14 protein-coding genes are annotated in these 16,115 nt (G+C 54.8%); 13 read left to right on the top strand and 1 reads right to left on the bottom strand.

The annotated features are described in order from the left end of the window. Window positions 1-71: 71 nt before the first annotated feature. The 13 genes from motA to NXS97_RS22635 all read left to right on the top strand — a co-directional run bounded on the left by motA (window position 72) and on the right by NXS97_RS22635 (window position 15,290). Window positions 72-959 carry a flagellar motor stator protein MotA gene (gene motA / locus NXS97_RS22575; protein WP_006120238.1) on the top strand — a complete coding sequence of 296 codons (888 nt, stop codon included), beginning with the start codon at window positions 72-74 and terminating at the stop codon, window positions 957-959. Then, window positions 956-2,230, top strand: a complete 1,275-nt coding sequence (gene motB / locus NXS97_RS22580) for a flagellar motor protein MotB (protein ID WP_112900329.1) — start codon at window positions 956-958, stop codon at window positions 2,228-2,230. Before motA ends, motB begins: the two co-directional genes overlap by 4 nt. A gap of 11 nt (window positions 2,231-2,241) precedes the next feature. Further along, window positions 2,242-4,236 (top strand): chemotaxis protein CheA, encoded by a 1,995-nt coding sequence (gene cheA, locus NXS97_RS22585; RefSeq protein WP_029568857.1) that lies wholly within the window; start codon window positions 2,242-2,244, stop codon window positions 4,234-4,236. A gap of 23 nt (window positions 4,237-4,259) precedes the next feature. After that, entirely contained in the window at window positions 4,260-4,757 is a 498-nt protein-coding gene (gene cheW / locus NXS97_RS22590; RefSeq protein ID WP_259232805.1) for a chemotaxis protein CheW, read from the top strand. Between the two features lie 268 nt (window positions 4,758-5,025). Continuing rightward, entirely contained in the window at window positions 5,026-6,588 is a 1,563-nt protein-coding gene (locus tag NXS97_RS22595) for a methyl-accepting chemotaxis protein (protein WP_014605658.1), read from the top strand. Window positions 6,589-6,699: 111 nt separating this feature from the next. Further along, window positions 6,700-8,376, top strand: a complete 1,677-nt coding sequence (locus NXS97_RS22600; protein ID WP_014605659.1) for a methyl-accepting chemotaxis protein — start codon at window positions 6,700-6,702, stop codon at window positions 8,374-8,376. Between the two features lie 82 nt (window positions 8,377-8,458). Then, the gene (gene cheR / locus NXS97_RS22605; protein ID WP_013026103.1) at window positions 8,459-9,331 is read left to right on the top strand and encodes a protein-glutamate O-methyltransferase CheR; all 873 of its coding nucleotides are present in this window, start codon (window positions 8,459-8,461) and stop codon (window positions 9,329-9,331) included. Beyond that, complete coding sequence (locus tag NXS97_RS22610; protein WP_014605660.1) at window positions 9,331-10,380, top strand: chemotaxis response regulator protein-glutamate methylesterase; 1,050 nt, start codon at window positions 9,331-9,333, stop codon at window positions 10,378-10,380. Before cheR ends, NXS97_RS22610 begins: the two co-directional genes overlap by 1 nt. Before the next feature lie 40 nt (window positions 10,381-10,420). Beyond that, a complete protein-coding gene (gene cheY, locus NXS97_RS22615; protein WP_013026101.1) occupies window positions 10,421-10,810 on the top strand; it encodes a chemotaxis response regulator CheY in 390 nt (129 codons plus the stop codon). Between the two features lie 9 nt (window positions 10,811-10,819). Continuing rightward, window positions 10,820-11,461: a protein phosphatase CheZ gene (gene cheZ, locus NXS97_RS22620; protein ID WP_014593904.1), complete on the top strand. Its 642-nt coding sequence runs from the start codon at window positions 10,820-10,822 to the stop codon at window positions 11,459-11,461. A gap of 202 nt (window positions 11,462-11,663) precedes the next feature. After that, window positions 11,664-12,815: a flagellar biosynthesis protein FlhB gene (flhB, locus tag NXS97_RS22625; RefSeq protein WP_014605661.1), complete on the top strand. Its 1,152-nt coding sequence runs from the start codon at window positions 11,664-11,666 to the stop codon at window positions 12,813-12,815. Next, complete coding sequence (gene flhA, locus NXS97_RS22630; RefSeq protein WP_014593902.1) at window positions 12,808-14,901, top strand: flagellar biosynthesis protein FlhA; 2,094 nt, start codon at window positions 12,808-12,810, stop codon at window positions 14,899-14,901. Before flhB ends, flhA begins: the two co-directional genes overlap by 8 nt. Further along, a complete protein-coding gene (locus tag NXS97_RS22635; protein WP_013026097.1) occupies window positions 14,898-15,290 on the top strand; it encodes a flagellar protein FlhE in 393 nt (130 codons plus the stop codon). Before flhA ends, NXS97_RS22635 begins: the two co-directional genes overlap by 4 nt. A gap of 95 nt (window positions 15,291-15,385) precedes the next feature. Here NXS97_RS22635 and aqpZ read toward each other — a convergent pair whose 3' ends face one another. After that, window positions 15,386-16,081 (bottom strand): aquaporin Z, encoded by a 696-nt coding sequence (gene aqpZ, locus NXS97_RS22640; protein WP_022623264.1) that lies wholly within the window; start codon window positions 16,079-16,081, stop codon window positions 15,386-15,388. Window positions 16,082-16,115 lie beyond the last annotated feature (34 nt).

A 16,115-nucleotide genomic window follows, 5' to 3' on the forward strand; every position in this document is an offset into this window, starting at 1 on the left:
TCCACGTGGTGAACATCACCTGGGTTTCTGGCTTAACGTCGACCAACACGTTACGGACGTAAGGATTTTTTGTGCTGATAATTTTAGGTTACATCGTTGTATTAGGTTCCGTGTTGGGCGGATACGCTTTAGTGGGCGGCCATCTTGGCGCGCTTTACCAGCCTGCAGAACTGCTGATGATCGCCGGGGCGGGCGTCGGTGCGTTTCTGGTGGGCAACAACGGTAAATCGATCAAGAAGACCCTGAAGGCCCTGCCGCTCCTGTTTCGTGGCTCGAAATACAACAAAGCGGTCTATATGGATTTGATGGCGCTGCTGTATCGCCTGATGGCGAAATCACGCCAGCAAGGCATGTTGTCACTGGAGCGCGATATTGAAGATCCCGCTCAGAGCGAAATTTTTGCTAATTATCCCCGCATCTTAGCCGATAAACAGTTAGTAGATTTCATCACTGACTATTTACGCCTTATGGTCAGTGGCAACATGAATGCCTTCGAAATCGAAGCATTGATGGATGAAGAGATTGAAACCTACGAACACGAGTGTGAAGTTCCTGCGCAAAGTATCGCAGCAGTGGGCGATGGTCTGCCGGCTTTCGGTATCGTCGCCGCGGTGATGGGCGTAGTGCATGCCCTGGCGTCAGCCGACCGCCCAGCCGCAGAGTTAGGTGCGCTGGTTGCCCATGCAATGGTGGGAACCTTCCTCGGGATTTTACTGGCATACGGTTTTATTTCGCCGCTGGCGTCAGTGTTACGTCAGAAATGTGCAGAAACAACCAAGATGATGCAGTGCGTAAAAGTGACGCTGCTTTCAAGCCTGAACGGCTATGCGCCACAAATCGCCGTCGAGTTTGGCCGTAAAACGCTTTACTCCGCCGAGCGTCCTTCGTTCAGTGAACTGGAAGAGCACGTACGCAACGCGAAGAACCCGGCTAAACAGACTTCGGATCAGACCTCATGAAACATGGCAATCGCCCAATTGTGCTGATTAGAAAGCGCAAACATAAGAAACATGAAGGAGGGCATGGTTCATGGAAAATCGCTTATGCCGACTTCATGACGGCGATGATGGCATTTTTTATGGTGATGTGGCTGCTGTCGATCGCCAGCCCACAGCAGTTGATTCAGATAGCGGAATATTTTCAGACGCCCTTAAAAGTGGCGCTGACGGGTGGACAACGTAGCAGCGACAGCAGCAGCCCTATCCCGGGTGGCGGTGATGACCCAACGAAGAAAGAGGGTGAAGTTAAGAAGGTTGTGGATATGGATGCGCAGAAACGCAAGCTGGATGAGATTCGCCTCAACCGGTTACGTGAAAAGCTCGACCAGCTGATTGAAGCCGACCCGCGCCTGAAAGCACTGCGTCCGCATTTGATCATCAACATGGTGGAAGAGGGGCTGCGTATTCAGATTATCGACAGTCAGAATCGCCCAATGTTTAAAACCGGCAGCGCAGAAGTTGAACCTTATATGCGCGACATTTTGCGCGCGATTGCCCCGGTTCTGAACGACATCCCAAACCGAATCAGTATCGCGGGGCATACGGATGATATTCAGTACGCCGGTGGTGATAAAGGCTACAGCAACTGGGAGCTCTCTGCTGACCGCGCCAATGCGTCACGTCGGGAACTGGTGATTGGCGGACTGGATGGTGGAAAGATTCTTCGTATTGTCGGCATGGCTGACACGATGAAACTGAAAAACCGCGGGGGGGATGATGCCGTGAACCGCCGTATTAGTTTGCTGGTGTTGAACCACGATACCGAAGCCGCCATTGAAAAAGAGAATGCTGAAAGTGATGCCGTGCAGGTTAGCGATCCGGCTGCGTTTGAGAAAATTACCGAACCTTCAGCCTCCATCGGTTCAGCAGCAGATAAAGCGGGTGCAGTGAAAACCGCAACCTCAGCACCGTCCGCCTCGGCAGGCGGTGCGATGAAAACGACAGCGTCTTCGCCGTCCGCCCCGGCGAACGGCACAGTGAAAACAGGCACTTCCACGCAGCCCGCGTCTTCAGCGGGTGCGGTGAAAACAGCAACGTCCGCACAACCAGCGTCTTCGACTGGTGCGGTAACAACCGTATCTCCCGCGCCGTCAGCCTTATCGACGGGTACGGTGATAACAGTAACCTCTGCACCGCCAGCGTCATCGGCTGGTGCGGTTAAAACAACCTCCGCGCCGTCAGCTTCGTCGGCTGGTGCGGTCACTACAGCAGCCCCCTCACAGCAGAGGTGATTCCCGTGAGCATGGACATCAGCGATTTTTACCAGACGTTTTTTGATGAAGCCGATGAGCTGTTAGCGGATATGGAGCAACACCTGTTGGGACTCGATCCCCAGGAACCTGACTCTGAACAGCTTAACGCCATCTTCCGCGCCGCCCACTCCATTAAAGGCGGGGCAGGAACCTTTGGTTTTACGGTTTTACAGGAAACAACCCATATCCTGGAAAACATTCTGGATGGTGCTCGTCGCGGCGAAATGCAGCTCAGCACCGACATCATCAATCTGTTTTTGGAAACTAAAGATATTATGCAGGAACAGCTCGATGCTTATAAAACCGCGCAAGAGCCTAACGCGGAAAGCTTCAAGTATATCTGTGAAGCATTACGCCAGCTGGCGTTAGAGGCTAAAGGTCTGCCGGTTGAAGCGCCGGTGGTGGTTGCCCTTGATGCACCGGTCAGTCAGGCAGAGTCCGCGCAAGCAGGCGCCGACGGCGTTCATCTGCAACTGGTCGATCTGAAAGAAAAAGACATTGATTTGATGCTGGAAGAGCTGGGTAACCTCGGCACAATCAGCGATGTCAAGAAAGGCAGTAACTCGCTTGAGTGCCACATTACGGGCGTTGGCAAAGACGATATCGTCGCCGTGCTCTGTTTTGTGATTGATGAATCCCAGATTCGTTTCCCGGAGGCGGGCGACGCAGCCCCAGCCGCGACAGCGCGCGCCGCTGAGCCTGAGGTGGCCGAAGTACAGACCGCGACCGTTACCGAATTGCCCGTTGCCGCAGCCAAACGCGAAAGCAAGCGTGTTGCCGCACCGGCGAAGACCAGCGAATCCAGCAGCATCCGTGTTGCCGTTGAGAAGGTCGATCAGCTGATTAACCTGGTGGGTGAGCTGGTGATCACGCAGTCAATGCTGGCACAGCGCTCTGGCGAACTGGATCCGGTGGCGCACGGCGAGTTGCTGAACAGCATGGGCCAGCTGGAGCGTAATGCGCGTGACCTGCAAGAGTCGGTGATGTCGATTCGTATGATGCCGATGGAATACGTATTCAGCCGCTTCCCGCGTCTGGTTCGCGATCTGGCCAGTAAACTGGGCAAAGAAGTCGAACTGACCTTACTCGGCAGCTCGACCGAACTGGATAAGAGCCTGATTGAACGCATTATCGATCCGTTAACGCACCTGGTGCGTAACAGCCTGGACCACGGCATTGAATCGCCTGATAAGCGTATTGCCGCAGGAAAAGTCGCGACGGGCAACCTGACGCTGTCCGCAGAACATCAGGGCGGCAACATCTGTATCGAAGTCTCCGATGACGGTGCGGGCCTGAACCGTGAGCGTATTCTTGCTAAAGCACTGTCATCCGGTCTACCGGTTCATGAAAACATGAGCGACGAAGAAGTCGGCATGTTGATTTTCGCGCCAGGCTTCTCCACCGCAGAACAGGTCACGGACGTGTCCGGCCGCGGCGTGGGCATGGACGTTGTGAAACGGAATATCCAGGAAATGGGTGGTCATGTCGAAATTGCCTCTAAACAGGGCAAAGGCACCACAATCCGTATCCTGCTGCCGCTGACGCTGGCCATCCTTGATGGCATGTCTGTACGCGTCGCGGATGAAGTCTTTATTCTGCCGCTGAATGCGGTGATGGAATCATTGCAGCCTCGCGCAGAAGAGTTGAAACCGCTGGCGGGTGGCGAATGTGTTCTGGAAGTCCGTGGCGAATATCTGCCGCTGGTTGAACTGTGGAACGTCTTTGATGTGAAAGATGCCAAAACAGAAGCGACACAGGGCATCGTGGTCATTTTGCAAAGCGCGGGCAAACGCTACGCCCTGTTGGTAGACCAGTTAATTGGTCAGCATCAGGTTGTTGTTAAAAACCTGGAAAGCAACTATCGCAAAGTACCAGGGATTTCAGCCGCCACCATCCTCGGCGATGGCAGCGTGGCGCTGATTGTTGACGTTTCGGCGTTGCAGTCACTTAACCGTGAAAAACGTGTGGCCGGCGCTGCCGCCTGATTGATAACGAAAGGGTAAATAACATGAGTGGAATGGCAACCGTGACAAAAATTGCTGGCGAAACCGTGGGCCAGGAGTTCCTGGTGTTCACGCTGGGTGATGAAGAGTACGGCATCGATATTCTTAAGGTTCAGGAAATTCGTGGTTACGATCAGGTAACCCGCATTGCCAACACGCCGGATTTTATTCGCGGCGTAACGAACCTGCGTGGCGTGATTGTGCCTATCATCGATCTGCGTGTGAAATTTGCACAGGCAGACGTTGAGTACAATGAGAATACGGTCGTAATCGTTCTTAATCTGGAAAACCGCGTCGTCGGTATCGTTGTTGATGGCGTGTCTGACGTGCTGTCGTTGACGCAGGAACAGATCCGTCCTTCACCTGAGTTTGCCGTGACAATGTCCACCGAGTACCTCACCGGTCTGGGTGCGCTCGGCGACCGCATGTTGATTCTGGTTGACATCGGGAAGCTGCTCAGCAGCGAAGAGATGGCGCTGGTCGACAACCTGCGTACGGCATAAGCCTTCTTCACGGGTCAGCCCAGGCTGGCCCGTGAGATTCTGTGTCTTGTGTGCAGCCTGAATCAGTATGATCCGCTTAACCCACGCATCGCTTCCACCTCTCATTTTTCCCCTGTTGTCTGTGACCTGAGCCACTAAAAAACACCCTCAGCTGATATCAATAATTACAAAAGCCCTAATTGCCGCTTTTTTACTGAAGCTGACTAAACCCTCTCTCTTTCCCGCCGATACAGCCCCTGCACTTTACTTTTTATGCTCGGGGAAAAAGATGTTAAAACGAATAAAAGTCGTGACCAGTCTTATCGCGGTACTGATGCTTTTCGGTGCCATGCAGCTGCTGTCAGGCAGCCTGTTCTGGTCAGCGCTGAATAATGATAAAGAGGCCTTTGCACTGTCACAAATTTCCACCCGGAACGTTGCGGCGATGACCGATGCCTATATGGCGCTGAACCAGTCTCGTACCACCCTCAACCGCGCAATGTTGCGCCTGCAAACCAGCCTGGCGTCTCAAATGAACGGCGGCCAGCTGGACAGCCTGACAGAGAAAGCCGTTAACGAGGCGAATAAAGGTGAGCAGTACTTGGCAGAATTTAACGCGATTCCGGAAACACCGGGCGCAGATACGGAAATGCGCGATCGACTGCAAAACGATTTTAAGGCCTATCTGACCGGTCTGCGCGGCATGATCGCCAGCCTGAAAGCGAAAGATCTGGAAGGCATGTTTAAACAAAATATTGAACAGAAGCAGCAGGCGATGCAGGCCACTTATTCCGCATGGCGCCTGAAGCAAAGCGAACTGTCCGCACACGGCGCAGAGCAGAATCAACAGGCCTTCACGCAGATGATGTGGATGCTCGGCATGGTGGGCGTGCTGGTGATTGTGGTTATTCTGGGCTGCTGGTTTGGACTGCGTCAGCTCTTGATTCAACCGCTTCAACGTCTGCTGGTGGATATTCGCACCATTGCTTCTGGCGACCTGACGCAACCCATTCTGGTGGAAGGCCGCAATGAGATGAGCCAACTGGCCGCCGGCATCCATGAGATGCAGCATTCTTTGGTATCGACCGTGGGTGAGGTTCGCAGCGGGTGTGATGCCATTTTCACCGGCGCCAGTGAAATCGCGGCCGGGAATAACGATCTGTCTGCGCGTACGGAAGAGCAGGCAGCTTCGCTTGAACAAACGGCAGCCAGCATGGAGCAGTTAACGGCGACGGTAAAACAGAACGCAGATAACGCACGTCAGGCTTCTCAACTGGCACAAACCGCATCCGAAACCGCGCTGCAGGGCGGTAAAGTGGTGGATGGCGTGGTGACCACCATGCAGGAAATTGCCGGCAGTTCGAAGAAAATCGCAGACATTATCAGCGTTATCGACGGCATTGCTTTCCAGACCAATATTCTGGCGCTTAACGCTGCCGTAGAAGCGGCGCGTGCCGGTGAGCAGGGCCGTGGCTTTGCCGTGGTGGCGGGTGAAGTCCGCAGTCTGGCACAGCGCAGTGCTCAGGCAGCAAAAGAGATCAAAGGGTTAATCGAAGATTCAGTGGCGCGCGTTAACAGCGGCTCGCTTCAGGTTGAAAGCGCGGGCAGCACTATGAATAACATCGTGGGCGCGGTAACACGCGTGACCGATATCATGGGCGAAATCGCTTCTGCATCTGACGAGCAAAGTCGCGGCATCGATCAGGTGGGCCAGGCCGTAACAGAAATGGATCGTGTGACACAGCAGAACGCCTCGCTGGTCGAAGAGTCAGCCGCCGCGGCCGCCGCGCTGGAGCAACAGGCCAGCGCACTGTCCCAGGCCGTATCCGTCTTTAAAATCTCGCGCGTTTAAGTTTCCCCAACCTCTTTTTACGGCCAGCGTGAACCTGTCTTCACGCTGGCCGTAAAGTTCCGCACGTCCGGGCCGATAAACAGAATCGAATTGCTAATGAATGAGGTTTCTATGTTTAGTCGAGTACGTGTTGTCTCCGGTCTTCTCTGTGTATTGGCACTGTTCGCGCTACTGCAAATTTTTTCGGGTGGCGTGTTCTATAAGACGGTGACAGAAGATAAAGAAAATTTTGCCTATAACCAACGTCTGAGTACGCTTCAACGCGCCATGGGCACCTCTTGGGTCGCACTGGTACAGGCGCGAAATACCTTAAACCGCGCCGGGATCCGTTATTTGCAGGATGGGCAAATGGCCGGCTCAGGTGCCACCGTTAAAGAGCTGGTGGCGCTGGCAGATAGTGAATTAAAGCGTGCGGAAGAAGGCTATGCCATGTTCAATGCCAATCTTTCTGAGAAAGGCAAAAGTGCAGAAAACGTACTGACGCTGCAGGCAAACTATAAGCAATTCCATGACGGACTCGCGGAACTGATCGTATTTCTTGGCAACGGTAACTTTAAAGGGTTTGTAGACCAGCCGACACAGAGCTATCAGGACAAATTCCAGAAAGACTACGATGCCTGGCTTAACTACAACCTTCAACTCAGTCAGCAGGGCGTGGATGCCAACAATGCCGCCTATCAACGCATGATTATGCTGGTTGTAGGGACGCTATTGGTCACGCTTTTGGTGATTGTGCTGGTCTGGAATCTGATGCGCAGCCTGCTTATTCGACCGCTCAAAGAGAGCATTGAACATATTCAGCACATCGCAGGCGGCGATCTCACGCAGCCCATCAACATTAGCGTACGTAATGAAATTGGCGATCTGCTGACCTCGCTGCAGGACATGCAACGTTCTCTGGTGCGCACCGTCAGCACCGTGCGAGACGGCGCAGATGCAATTTATACCGGGGCCAGCGAAATCGCCGTCGGTAATAACGATCTTTCTTCCCGAACCGAACAGCAGGCAGCATCGCTGGAGCAAACGGCGGCCAGCATGGAAGAACTTACCGCGACCGTAAAACAAAATGCGGAAAATGCCCGTCAGGCTTCAAAGCTGGCGCTGAATGCCTCTGAAACCGCGCAGCAGGGCGGCAAAGTCGTTGATGGCGTGGTCACGACCATGAAAGAAATTGCCGGCAGCTCACGGAAAATTGCGGACATTATCAGCGTCATTGATGGTATCGCTTTCCAGACCAACATTCTGGCGTTGAACGCAGCGGTTGAAGCCGCGCGAGCTGGCGAACAGGGACGAGGCTTTGCCGTGGTAGCTGGTGAGGTTCGTAACCTGGCCCAGCGCAGCGCACAGGCGGCAAAAGAGATTAAAGGCCTGATTGAAGACTCCGTTGGTCGCGTTAACACCGGCTCAGTGCTGGTTGAGAGCGCGGGCGATACCATGAATGAGATCGTCAGTGCGGTGACGCGCGTGACCGACATCATGGGTGAAATTGCTTCTGCGTCGGACGAACAGAGCCGTGGTATCGACCAGGTCGGTCAGGCGGTGACCGAGATGGATCGCGTAACACAACAGAACGCCTCGCTGGTGGAAGAGTCTGCTGCAGCCGCCGCGGCGCTGGAAGATCAGGCCAGTAACTTAAAACAAGCGGTTTCTGCCTTCAATATTGGTAAAGAAATTGTCACGCAGGCCGTTAACAAGACTACGGCGGCAAAAAATTTACGTTTAGAAAGTCCGTCAGAAGGCATTCGCCAGCCATCACCGCGCGGTGATGAGAACTGGGAAACCTTTTAATTGCCTGGATGGCCCAGCCGCTGAGACGCGGTTGGGCGTAGCAGCAGATGTTCAACAGGTTTAGTTCAGGCCAGGTGCAAAGATGAAGAAATCGACGTTATTAGATCAACCGGAAGCGACGACGCTGCTGTCACAAATGGTGCAGCGTCTGCCCCTGTCCGATACCCATTTTCGCCGTATCAGCCAGCTCATCTATCAGCGTGCGGGTATCGTGCTGGCCGATCACAAGCGCGAGATGGTTTACAACCGTCTGGTTCGTCGTCTGCGCACGCTGAATATCGATGATTTTGGTCGCTATCTGGCCCTGCTGGAAAATGATCCAAACAGTGCTGAGTGGCAGGCGTTTATTAATGCGTTAACCACTAACCTGACAGCGTTTTTCCGCGAGGCGCATCATTTTCCAATCCTTGCGGAGCATGCACGTAAACGTCAGGGAAATTTTAGCGTCTGGAGTACGGCAGCGTCCACCGGCGAAGAACCTTACTCTATCGCGATTACGTTGGCTGAAACCTTAGGCATGGGACCGGGTAAATTCCAGGTACATGCCAGCGATATCGATACCCAGGTTTTGGAGAAAGCCGTGGCGGGCGTTTACCGCCAGGAAGAGCTGCGTACGCTGTCGCCCGCGCAGTTACAGCGTTTCTTTTTACGCGGTACAGGTCCACATGCTGGCATGGTTCGTGTCCGTTCCGAACTGGCGAACATGGTGAACTATACCCAGCTTAACCTGCTGGCAAATGACTGGGCCTTACCGGGACCGTTCGATGCGATCTTCTGCCGCAACGTAATGATCTATTTCGATAAAGAAACACAAGAAAAAATTCTACGTCGTTTTGTTCCTCTGCTTAAGCCCGGCGGCATTCTCTTTGCCGGACACTCAGAGAACTTCAGCCAGATTAGTAAAGAGTTTTGGCTGCGTGGGCAAACCGTGTATGGACTGACGAAGGAAAGATGATGAGCAAAATTACCGTGATGTGCGTAGATGACTCTGCGCTGATGCGGCAACTGATGACCGAAATCATCAACAGTCATCCTGATATGGAAATGGTGGCTACGGCCCCGGATCCGTTAGTGGCACGCGATCTGATTAAACAGTTTAATCCGCAGGTGTTAACGCTGGATGTTGAAATGCCGCGCATGGACGGCCTGGACTTTCTTGAAAAACTGATGCGTTTACGGCCCATGCCCGTGGTCATGGTGTCATCCCTGACGGGACAGGGCTCAGAAATCACGCTGCGCGCGCTGGAGTTAGGTGCGATCGATTTCGTGACGAAGCCGCAGTTAGGCATTCGTGAAGGCATGCTGGCCTACAGCCAGATGATTGGCGACAAAATTCGCGCGGCGGCCCGGGCGCGCCTGCATGTTCGTAACGTTATGCCCGCGCCGGTCACGCTGAAAGCCGGCCCGTTGCTGAGTAGTGAAAAGTTGATTGCCATTGGTTCATCAACCGGCGGCACAGAGGCGATTCGCCACGTTTTACAGCCGTTACCGGCCACCAGTCCGGCACTGCTGATTACGCAACATATGCCACCGGGCTTTACCCGATCTTTTGCCGAGCGGCTGAACAAGCTGTGCCAGATCACGGTGAAAGAAGCGGAAGATGGCGAGCGTATTCTTCCCGGCCATGCCTACATCGCGCCTGGCGCAATGCACATGGAACTGGGGCGCAGCGGGGCGAACTACGTGGTGAAGCTGAATGAAGGCCCCCCGGTTAACCGGCATAAACCTTCAGTGGATGTCTTGTTTAAATCGGTTGCGATTAACGCCGGGCGTAATGCCGTCGGCGTCATCCTGACCGGTATGGGTAACGATGGGGCAGCAGGCATGCTGGAAATGCATCGTGCCGGCGCCTGGACCATCGCGCAAAATGAAGCAAGTTGTGTCGTTTTTGGCATGCCACGCGAGGCGATAGCCAGCGGTGGCGTGAGCGAAGTAGTAGATTTAAGCAACATCAGCCAGCACATGCTGGCGAAAATTAGCGCCGGACAGGCATTGCGTATATAACCAGGCCCGTCCTGCCGGGCGAGATAACACAGGAGTAGATATGGCTGATAAAAACATGCGCTTTTTAGTAGTGGACGACTTCAATACGATGCGTCGTATTGTACGTAACCTGCTGAAAGAGCTTGGTTTCAATAACGTAGAAGAAGCGGAAGACGGCGTTGATGCGCTAGGCAAGCTGAAAGCAGGTGGTTTCGATTTCGTTATCTCTGACTGGAACATGCCAAATATGGATGGCCTGCAACTGCTGCAGACTATTCGTGCCGATGCTGCCATGGCGAGCCTGCCAGTTTTAATGGTGACGGCAGAAGCGAAGAAAGAAAACATTATTGCTGCCGCTCAGGCGGGTGCAAGCGGCTATGTAGTCAAGCCGTTTACTGCAGCCACGCTTGAAGAAAAGCTGGGCAAAATTTTTGAAAAACTGGGTATGTAAGGAGATGTGATGAGCGACCTTCCGAAATCAGCTGAGCAAGCCGCGGCACACGATATCATTTCCCGCATCGGTTCACTGACCCGCATGCTGCGTGACAGTCTGCGTGAGCTGGGGCTGGATCAGGCCATTGCAGAAGCTGCTGAAGCCATTCCTGACGCCCGCGACCGTCTGGACTATGTAGTGCAAAAGACCGCTCAGGCGGCCGACAGGGCGCTGAACAGCGTCGAAGCAGCGCAACCGCACCAGGACAAAATGGAAGCGGGCGCGATTGCGCTGAAAGGACGCTGGGATGCGTGGTTTGAAAATCCAATTGAACTTGCCGACGCGCGCGAGCTGGTGACGGATACGCGTGAGTATTTAGGGGAAGTGCCTACGCACACCTCTTTTACTAACAAGCAGTTGCTCGACATCATGATGGCGCAGGATTTCCAGGACCTTACCGGTCAGGTCATCAAGCGCATGATGGATGTGATCCAGGAAATCGAGCGCCAGCTGTTGATGGTGCTGCTGGAAAACATGCCAGAAGTAAGCGCCGAGAAACGTCAGGTTGGCACCACGCTGCTTAACGGACCTCAGGTCAATGCCGCTGCGCCAGGCGTCGTGGCGAATCAGGACCAGGTTGATGACCTGCTGGACAGCCTGGGTTTCTAACCGCGAGTCTGTCTGGTCATCGCCGATCCGTTAACGGTTGGCGATTGCCGCCCCTTCTAAGATGGCCTGTTTCTGACAGGCCACTTCTCTTTTCTCTTTTGCCATCCGTGAAAGAGCGCGCATTTTTCACGTTTTATCCACGCTTTAACCAAACCCAAATTTGGCATTCTATGCTCAGAATTCCTGCCAACCGAGGTTTGTGGTGTCAGAAAATAGCGACGAAGAAAAAACAGAATCGCCCACGGCCCACCGACTTGAGAAAGCACGTGAAGAAGGCCAGATTCCGCGTTCGCGCGAGTTGACCTCATTACTGATGCTGTTAGCCGGCATCATGATTTTATGGGTCGGCGGTGCCATGATGGCCCACCGGCTGGCCGCGATGGTGTCAACCGGATTACGATTTGACCATGCCATGGTGACCGATGACAAAATCATCATTGCGCATGTGGGCAATCTGATTATGCAGGCCATTGCGGCGCTGCTCCCGCTGCTGGGCGGGCTGGTTCTGGTCGCGATTGCCTCGCCAATGCTGCTGGGCGGCGTGGTGATCAGTGGAAAATCCATTAAGGTCGATTTTGGCAAACTGAACCCGCTGTCTGGTTTAAAGCGTATGTTTGCCGCTCAGGCCTGGACCGAACTGTTTAAAGGCATCCTGAAGACTATTCTGGTCGGTTGTGTTGCAGGCTGGTACGTCTGGAGCCACTGGCCCGATATGCTGCGTCTGATTGCCGAATCACCGACAACGGCACTGATTCACGGCATGGATATGATTGCCATCTGCTGCTCGCTGGTCATGCTCGGGTTGATCCCCATGGTGGGGTATGACGTTTTCTGGCAACTGTACAGCCATTTTAAAAAGCTGCGCATGTCGCGTCAGGAAATTCGTGATGAACACAAACAGCAAGAGGGTGATCCGCACGTGAAAGGGCGCATCCGCCAGCAGATGCGCGCAGCCGCCCGACGTCGCATGATGGCCGATGTTCCCAAAGCCGATGTTATCGTCACCAACCCAACGCACTACTCGGTTGCCTTGCAATATAACGAGAAAAAGATGAGCGCGCCGAAGGTCATCGCCAAGGGCGCAGGGGATATTGCCTTACGCATTCGTGAACTGGGCGCGGAACACCGTATTCCGGTTCTGGAAGCGCCGCCACTGGCGCGTGCGCTGTACCGACATACTGAAATTGGACAACACATTCCGGGTGCGCTCTATGGCGCCGTCGCGGAAGTGCTGGCCTGGGTCTGGCAGCTACGTCGCTGGAAGCGCGAAGGTGGCCTGATCCCGGTAAAACCTAAAGACCTGCCGGTCCCGGCAGAGATGGACTTTGCAGGAGAGAACACAAACGATGGCTAATCTGGCCGCTAAATTACGCCTACCGGGCAACTTCAAAGATATGCAGTGGCAGGTGCTTGCTGGCCCGGTACTGATCATCATGATTTTATCGATGATGGTTCTGCCGTTACCGCCATTCATCCTTGATCTGTTGTTCACCTTCAACATCGCCTTGTCGATCATGGTGCTGCTGGTGGCGATGTTTACCCAGCGCACGCTGGAGTTTGCGGCGTTTCCAACCATCCTGCTGTTTTCGACCTTGCTGCGCCTGGCGCTTAACGTTGCCTCAACCCGTATCATTTTACTGGACGGCCACACCGGGGCCGCCGCCGCCGGACGGGTGGTGGAAGCCTTTGGCCACTTCCTGGTCGGGGGCAACTTTGCCATCGGTATTGTGGTGTTTATCATCCTGGTGATTATCAACTTTATGGTTATCACCAAAGGTGCTGGCCGTATCGCTGAAGTGGGCGCGCGCTTTGTTCTTGACGGGATGCCCGGTAAGCAGATGGCCATCGACGCCGACCTGAATGCCGGTCTGATTGGTGAAGATGAAGCGAAACGCCGCCGTGCTGAAGTCACCCAGGAAGCCGACTTCTACGGTTCAATGGACGGTGCCAGTAAGTTCGTACGTGGTGATGCCATCGCGGGCATTTTGATCATGGTAATCAACGTGATTGGCGGGCTGTTGGTCGGTATCGTGCAGCACGGCATGGATGCAGGACATGCGGCAGAAACCTATACGTTGCTGACTATCGGTGATGGTCTGGTTGCTCAGATCCCGGCGCTGGTTATCTCGACTGCGGCGGGTGTTATTGTGACGCGCGTGGCAACCGATCAGGACGTCGGCGAGCAGATGGTTGGCCAGCTGTTTAAAGATCCTCGCGTACTGATGCTGAGCGGCGGCGTAATCGGATTGCTGGGCCTGGTGCCGGGCATGCCGAACTTCGTTTTCCTGCTGTTTACGGCGGCCTTACTGGGGCTGGCATGGTGGTTACGCGGCCGCGAAATGCAGCCGAAAAAGAGTGTCGAATCACCCAGCAGCCTCACCAAATCTATGGAAACACCCGCATCGGCCGAGGCGTCCTGGACCGATGTTCAGCTGGAAGATACCCTGGGAATGGAAGTGGGCTATCGCCTGATTCCGATGGTCGATCATAATCAAAACGGTGAACTGCTGGGGCGTATCCGCAGTATCCGTAAGAAGGTGGCGCAGGACGTCGGCTTCCTGCCACCGGTGGTGCATATCCGTGACAATATGGAATTACCGCCGGCCCGCTATCGCATTTTGATGAAGGGCGTAGAAATTGGCAGTGGTGACGCGTATCCGGGGCGCTGGATGGCGATTAACCCCGGCACCGCAGCGGGCACCTTGCCGGGTGAAGCCACCGTCGATCCGGCGTTTGGCCTGGCGGCCGTGTGGATTGATGGCGCGCTGAAAGAGCAGGCCCAGATCCAGGGCTTTACCGTGGTCGAAGCCAGTACGGTGGTGGCAACCCATCTTAATCATCTGATTGGTCAGTATGCCAGCGAGCTGTTTGGTCGCCAGGAGGCGCAACAGCTGCTAGATCGCGTCTCGTCTGAAATGCCTAAACTGACTGAAGATCTGGTGCCGGGCGTCATTACCCTGACAACCCTGCATAAAGTGCTGCAAAACCTGCTGGTGGAGCGCGTCTCTATTCGCGACATGCGCACCATCATTGAAACGCTGGCAGAGCACGCGCCGGTTCAAAGCGATCCGCAGGAGTTGACCAGCGTGGTGCGTGTCGCGTTGGGTCGTGCAATCACCCAACAATGGTTCCCGGGCAACGGTGAAGTTCAGGTTATTGGCCTGGATGCTACGCTGGAACGCCTGTTACTGCAGGCTCTGCAGGGCGGTGGTGGACTGGAGCCGGGGCTTGCCGATCGTCTGCTGGCCCAGACGCAGGAAGCCTTACAGCGTCAGGAGATGATGGGCGCGCCGCCGGTCTTACTGGTAAACCATCCATTACGTGCTTTACTGGCGCGCTTCCTGCGTCGCAACATGCCGCAGCTGGTGGTGCTGTCCAACATGGAATTAAGCGACAATCGTCAGATTCGCATGACCGCCACCATCGGAGGCAAACAATGAGATCGATGATGCTGTTTGCACTGCTCCTGCCGCTGTCTGCCCAGGCCGCTGACGGCGCCTGGAGCGCCAGCGCGGCGGGCCCGCTGATGGCCAATCGCGGTAGCTGGCAATCCTCACAGCCCTTAACGCCGCCGGGCGACGTAAAAGGGGCAATGACCGTGGTGAACTGGCGCTATCAGCTCACCCGGCCTGCGCCATCGGGCCTGCAGGTCCGGCTTTGTGCGGCGCAGCGCTGTACCGAACTGGACGGTGCCAACGGCGCGACGCGGGGTCTGACCGGCGTGACCGCGGATGAAACATTGCATATGGTGTTTGGTTTCGCTGGAAGCGGCAGCTTACCGCCCGGGCTGAAAGTGGTCAGTACAGACGTGACGGTTAATTACCAGTAAGCCTGATTATTTCATTGTTAAGACAGACCGGCAGCGATCGTGCAGGCGTGCACGATCGCTGCCGGTCTGCATAATGAAGTCATTTTCGCATTAAATCAGTCTGTGCTTCGCAGCAAAAAACGAGAGATCAACCCGCCAGCCACACCGCCCACCATCGGCACCAGCCAAAACACCCACAGCTGCTGCAAGGCCCAGGTTCCCTGGAACAGCGCCATCGCCGTACTGCGCGCCGGGTTTACCGACGTATTGGTCACGGGGATGCTAATTAAATGAATAAGCGTTAAGGCCAGGCCAATGGCGATGGGCGCGAAACCCGCGGGCGCGCGTTTATCGGTCGCCCCCTGAATAATGATCAGGAAAAAGGCGCTGAGTACCAGTTCAGTGACCACTGCTGCACAAAGGCTGTAGCCCCCGGGAGAGTGTTCGCCAAAGCCGTTAGCCGCGAACCCGCTGGTGGTGGCATCAAAATCAGACTGACCACTTGCAATCACATACAGCACGGCCGCCGCCGCGATACCGCCCGCGACCTGCATAATGATATAGGGCAAAATGGCCTGATATCCGATACGGCCGCCCGCCCATAAACCCAGCGTGACGGCAGGATTAAAATGGCCGCCCGAAAGATGACCAACAGCAAAAGCCATCGTCAGTACGGCAAGGCCGAAAGCCAGAGCCACTCCGGCAAAGCCAATCCCGGTTTGCGGAAAGGTTGCCGCCAGCAGGGCGCTTCCACAACCTGCCAATACTAACCAGAATGTGCCGATGAATTCGGCAAACGCTTTTTTAATCATCAACTTAGTTTCCTTTCTCGTTAACAGGTCAAGA

Source organism: Pantoea sp. B623 (assembly GCF_024814475.1).
Classification (GTDB): domain Bacteria; phylum Pseudomonadota; class Gammaproteobacteria; order Enterobacterales; family Enterobacteriaceae; genus Pantoea; species Pantoea ananatis.

Bases quoted from the DNA above. Each gene is read 5' to 3' on its own strand.
- cheZ (WP_014593904.1), top strand. From the start codon at position 10,820: ATGAGCGACCTTCCGAAATCAGCTGAGCAAGCCGCGGCACACGATATC.
- motB (WP_112900329.1), top strand. From the start codon at position 956: ATGAAACATGGCAATCGCCCAATTGTGCTGATTAGAAAGCGCAAACAT.
- cheW (WP_259232805.1), top strand. From the start codon at position 4,260: ATGAGTGGAATGGCAACCGTGACAAAAATTGCTGGCGAAACCGTGGGC.
- aqpZ (WP_022623264.1), bottom strand. From the start codon at position 16,081: ATGATTAAAAAAGCGTTTGCCGAATTCATCGGCACATTCTGGTTAGTA.
- cheR (WP_013026103.1), top strand. From the start codon at position 8,459: ATGAAGAAATCGACGTTATTAGATCAACCGGAAGCGACGACGCTGCTG.
- NXS97_RS22635 (WP_013026097.1), top strand. From the start codon at position 14,898: ATGAGATCGATGATGCTGTTTGCACTGCTCCTGCCGCTGTCTGCCCAG.
- cheA (WP_029568857.1), top strand. From the start codon at position 2,242: ATGGACATCAGCGATTTTTACCAGACGTTTTTTGATGAAGCCGATGAG.
- NXS97_RS22600 (WP_014605659.1), top strand. From the start codon at position 6,700: ATGTTTAGTCGAGTACGTGTTGTCTCCGGTCTTCTCTGTGTATTGGCA.
- flhA (WP_014593902.1), top strand. From the start codon at position 12,808: ATGGCTAATCTGGCCGCTAAATTACGCCTACCGGGCAACTTCAAAGAT.
- NXS97_RS22595 (WP_014605658.1), top strand. From the start codon at position 5,026: ATGTTAAAACGAATAAAAGTCGTGACCAGTCTTATCGCGGTACTGATG.
- NXS97_RS22610 (WP_014605660.1), top strand. From the start codon at position 9,331: ATGAGCAAAATTACCGTGATGTGCGTAGATGACTCTGCGCTGATGCGG.
- cheY (WP_013026101.1), top strand. From the start codon at position 10,421: ATGGCTGATAAAAACATGCGCTTTTTAGTAGTGGACGACTTCAATACG.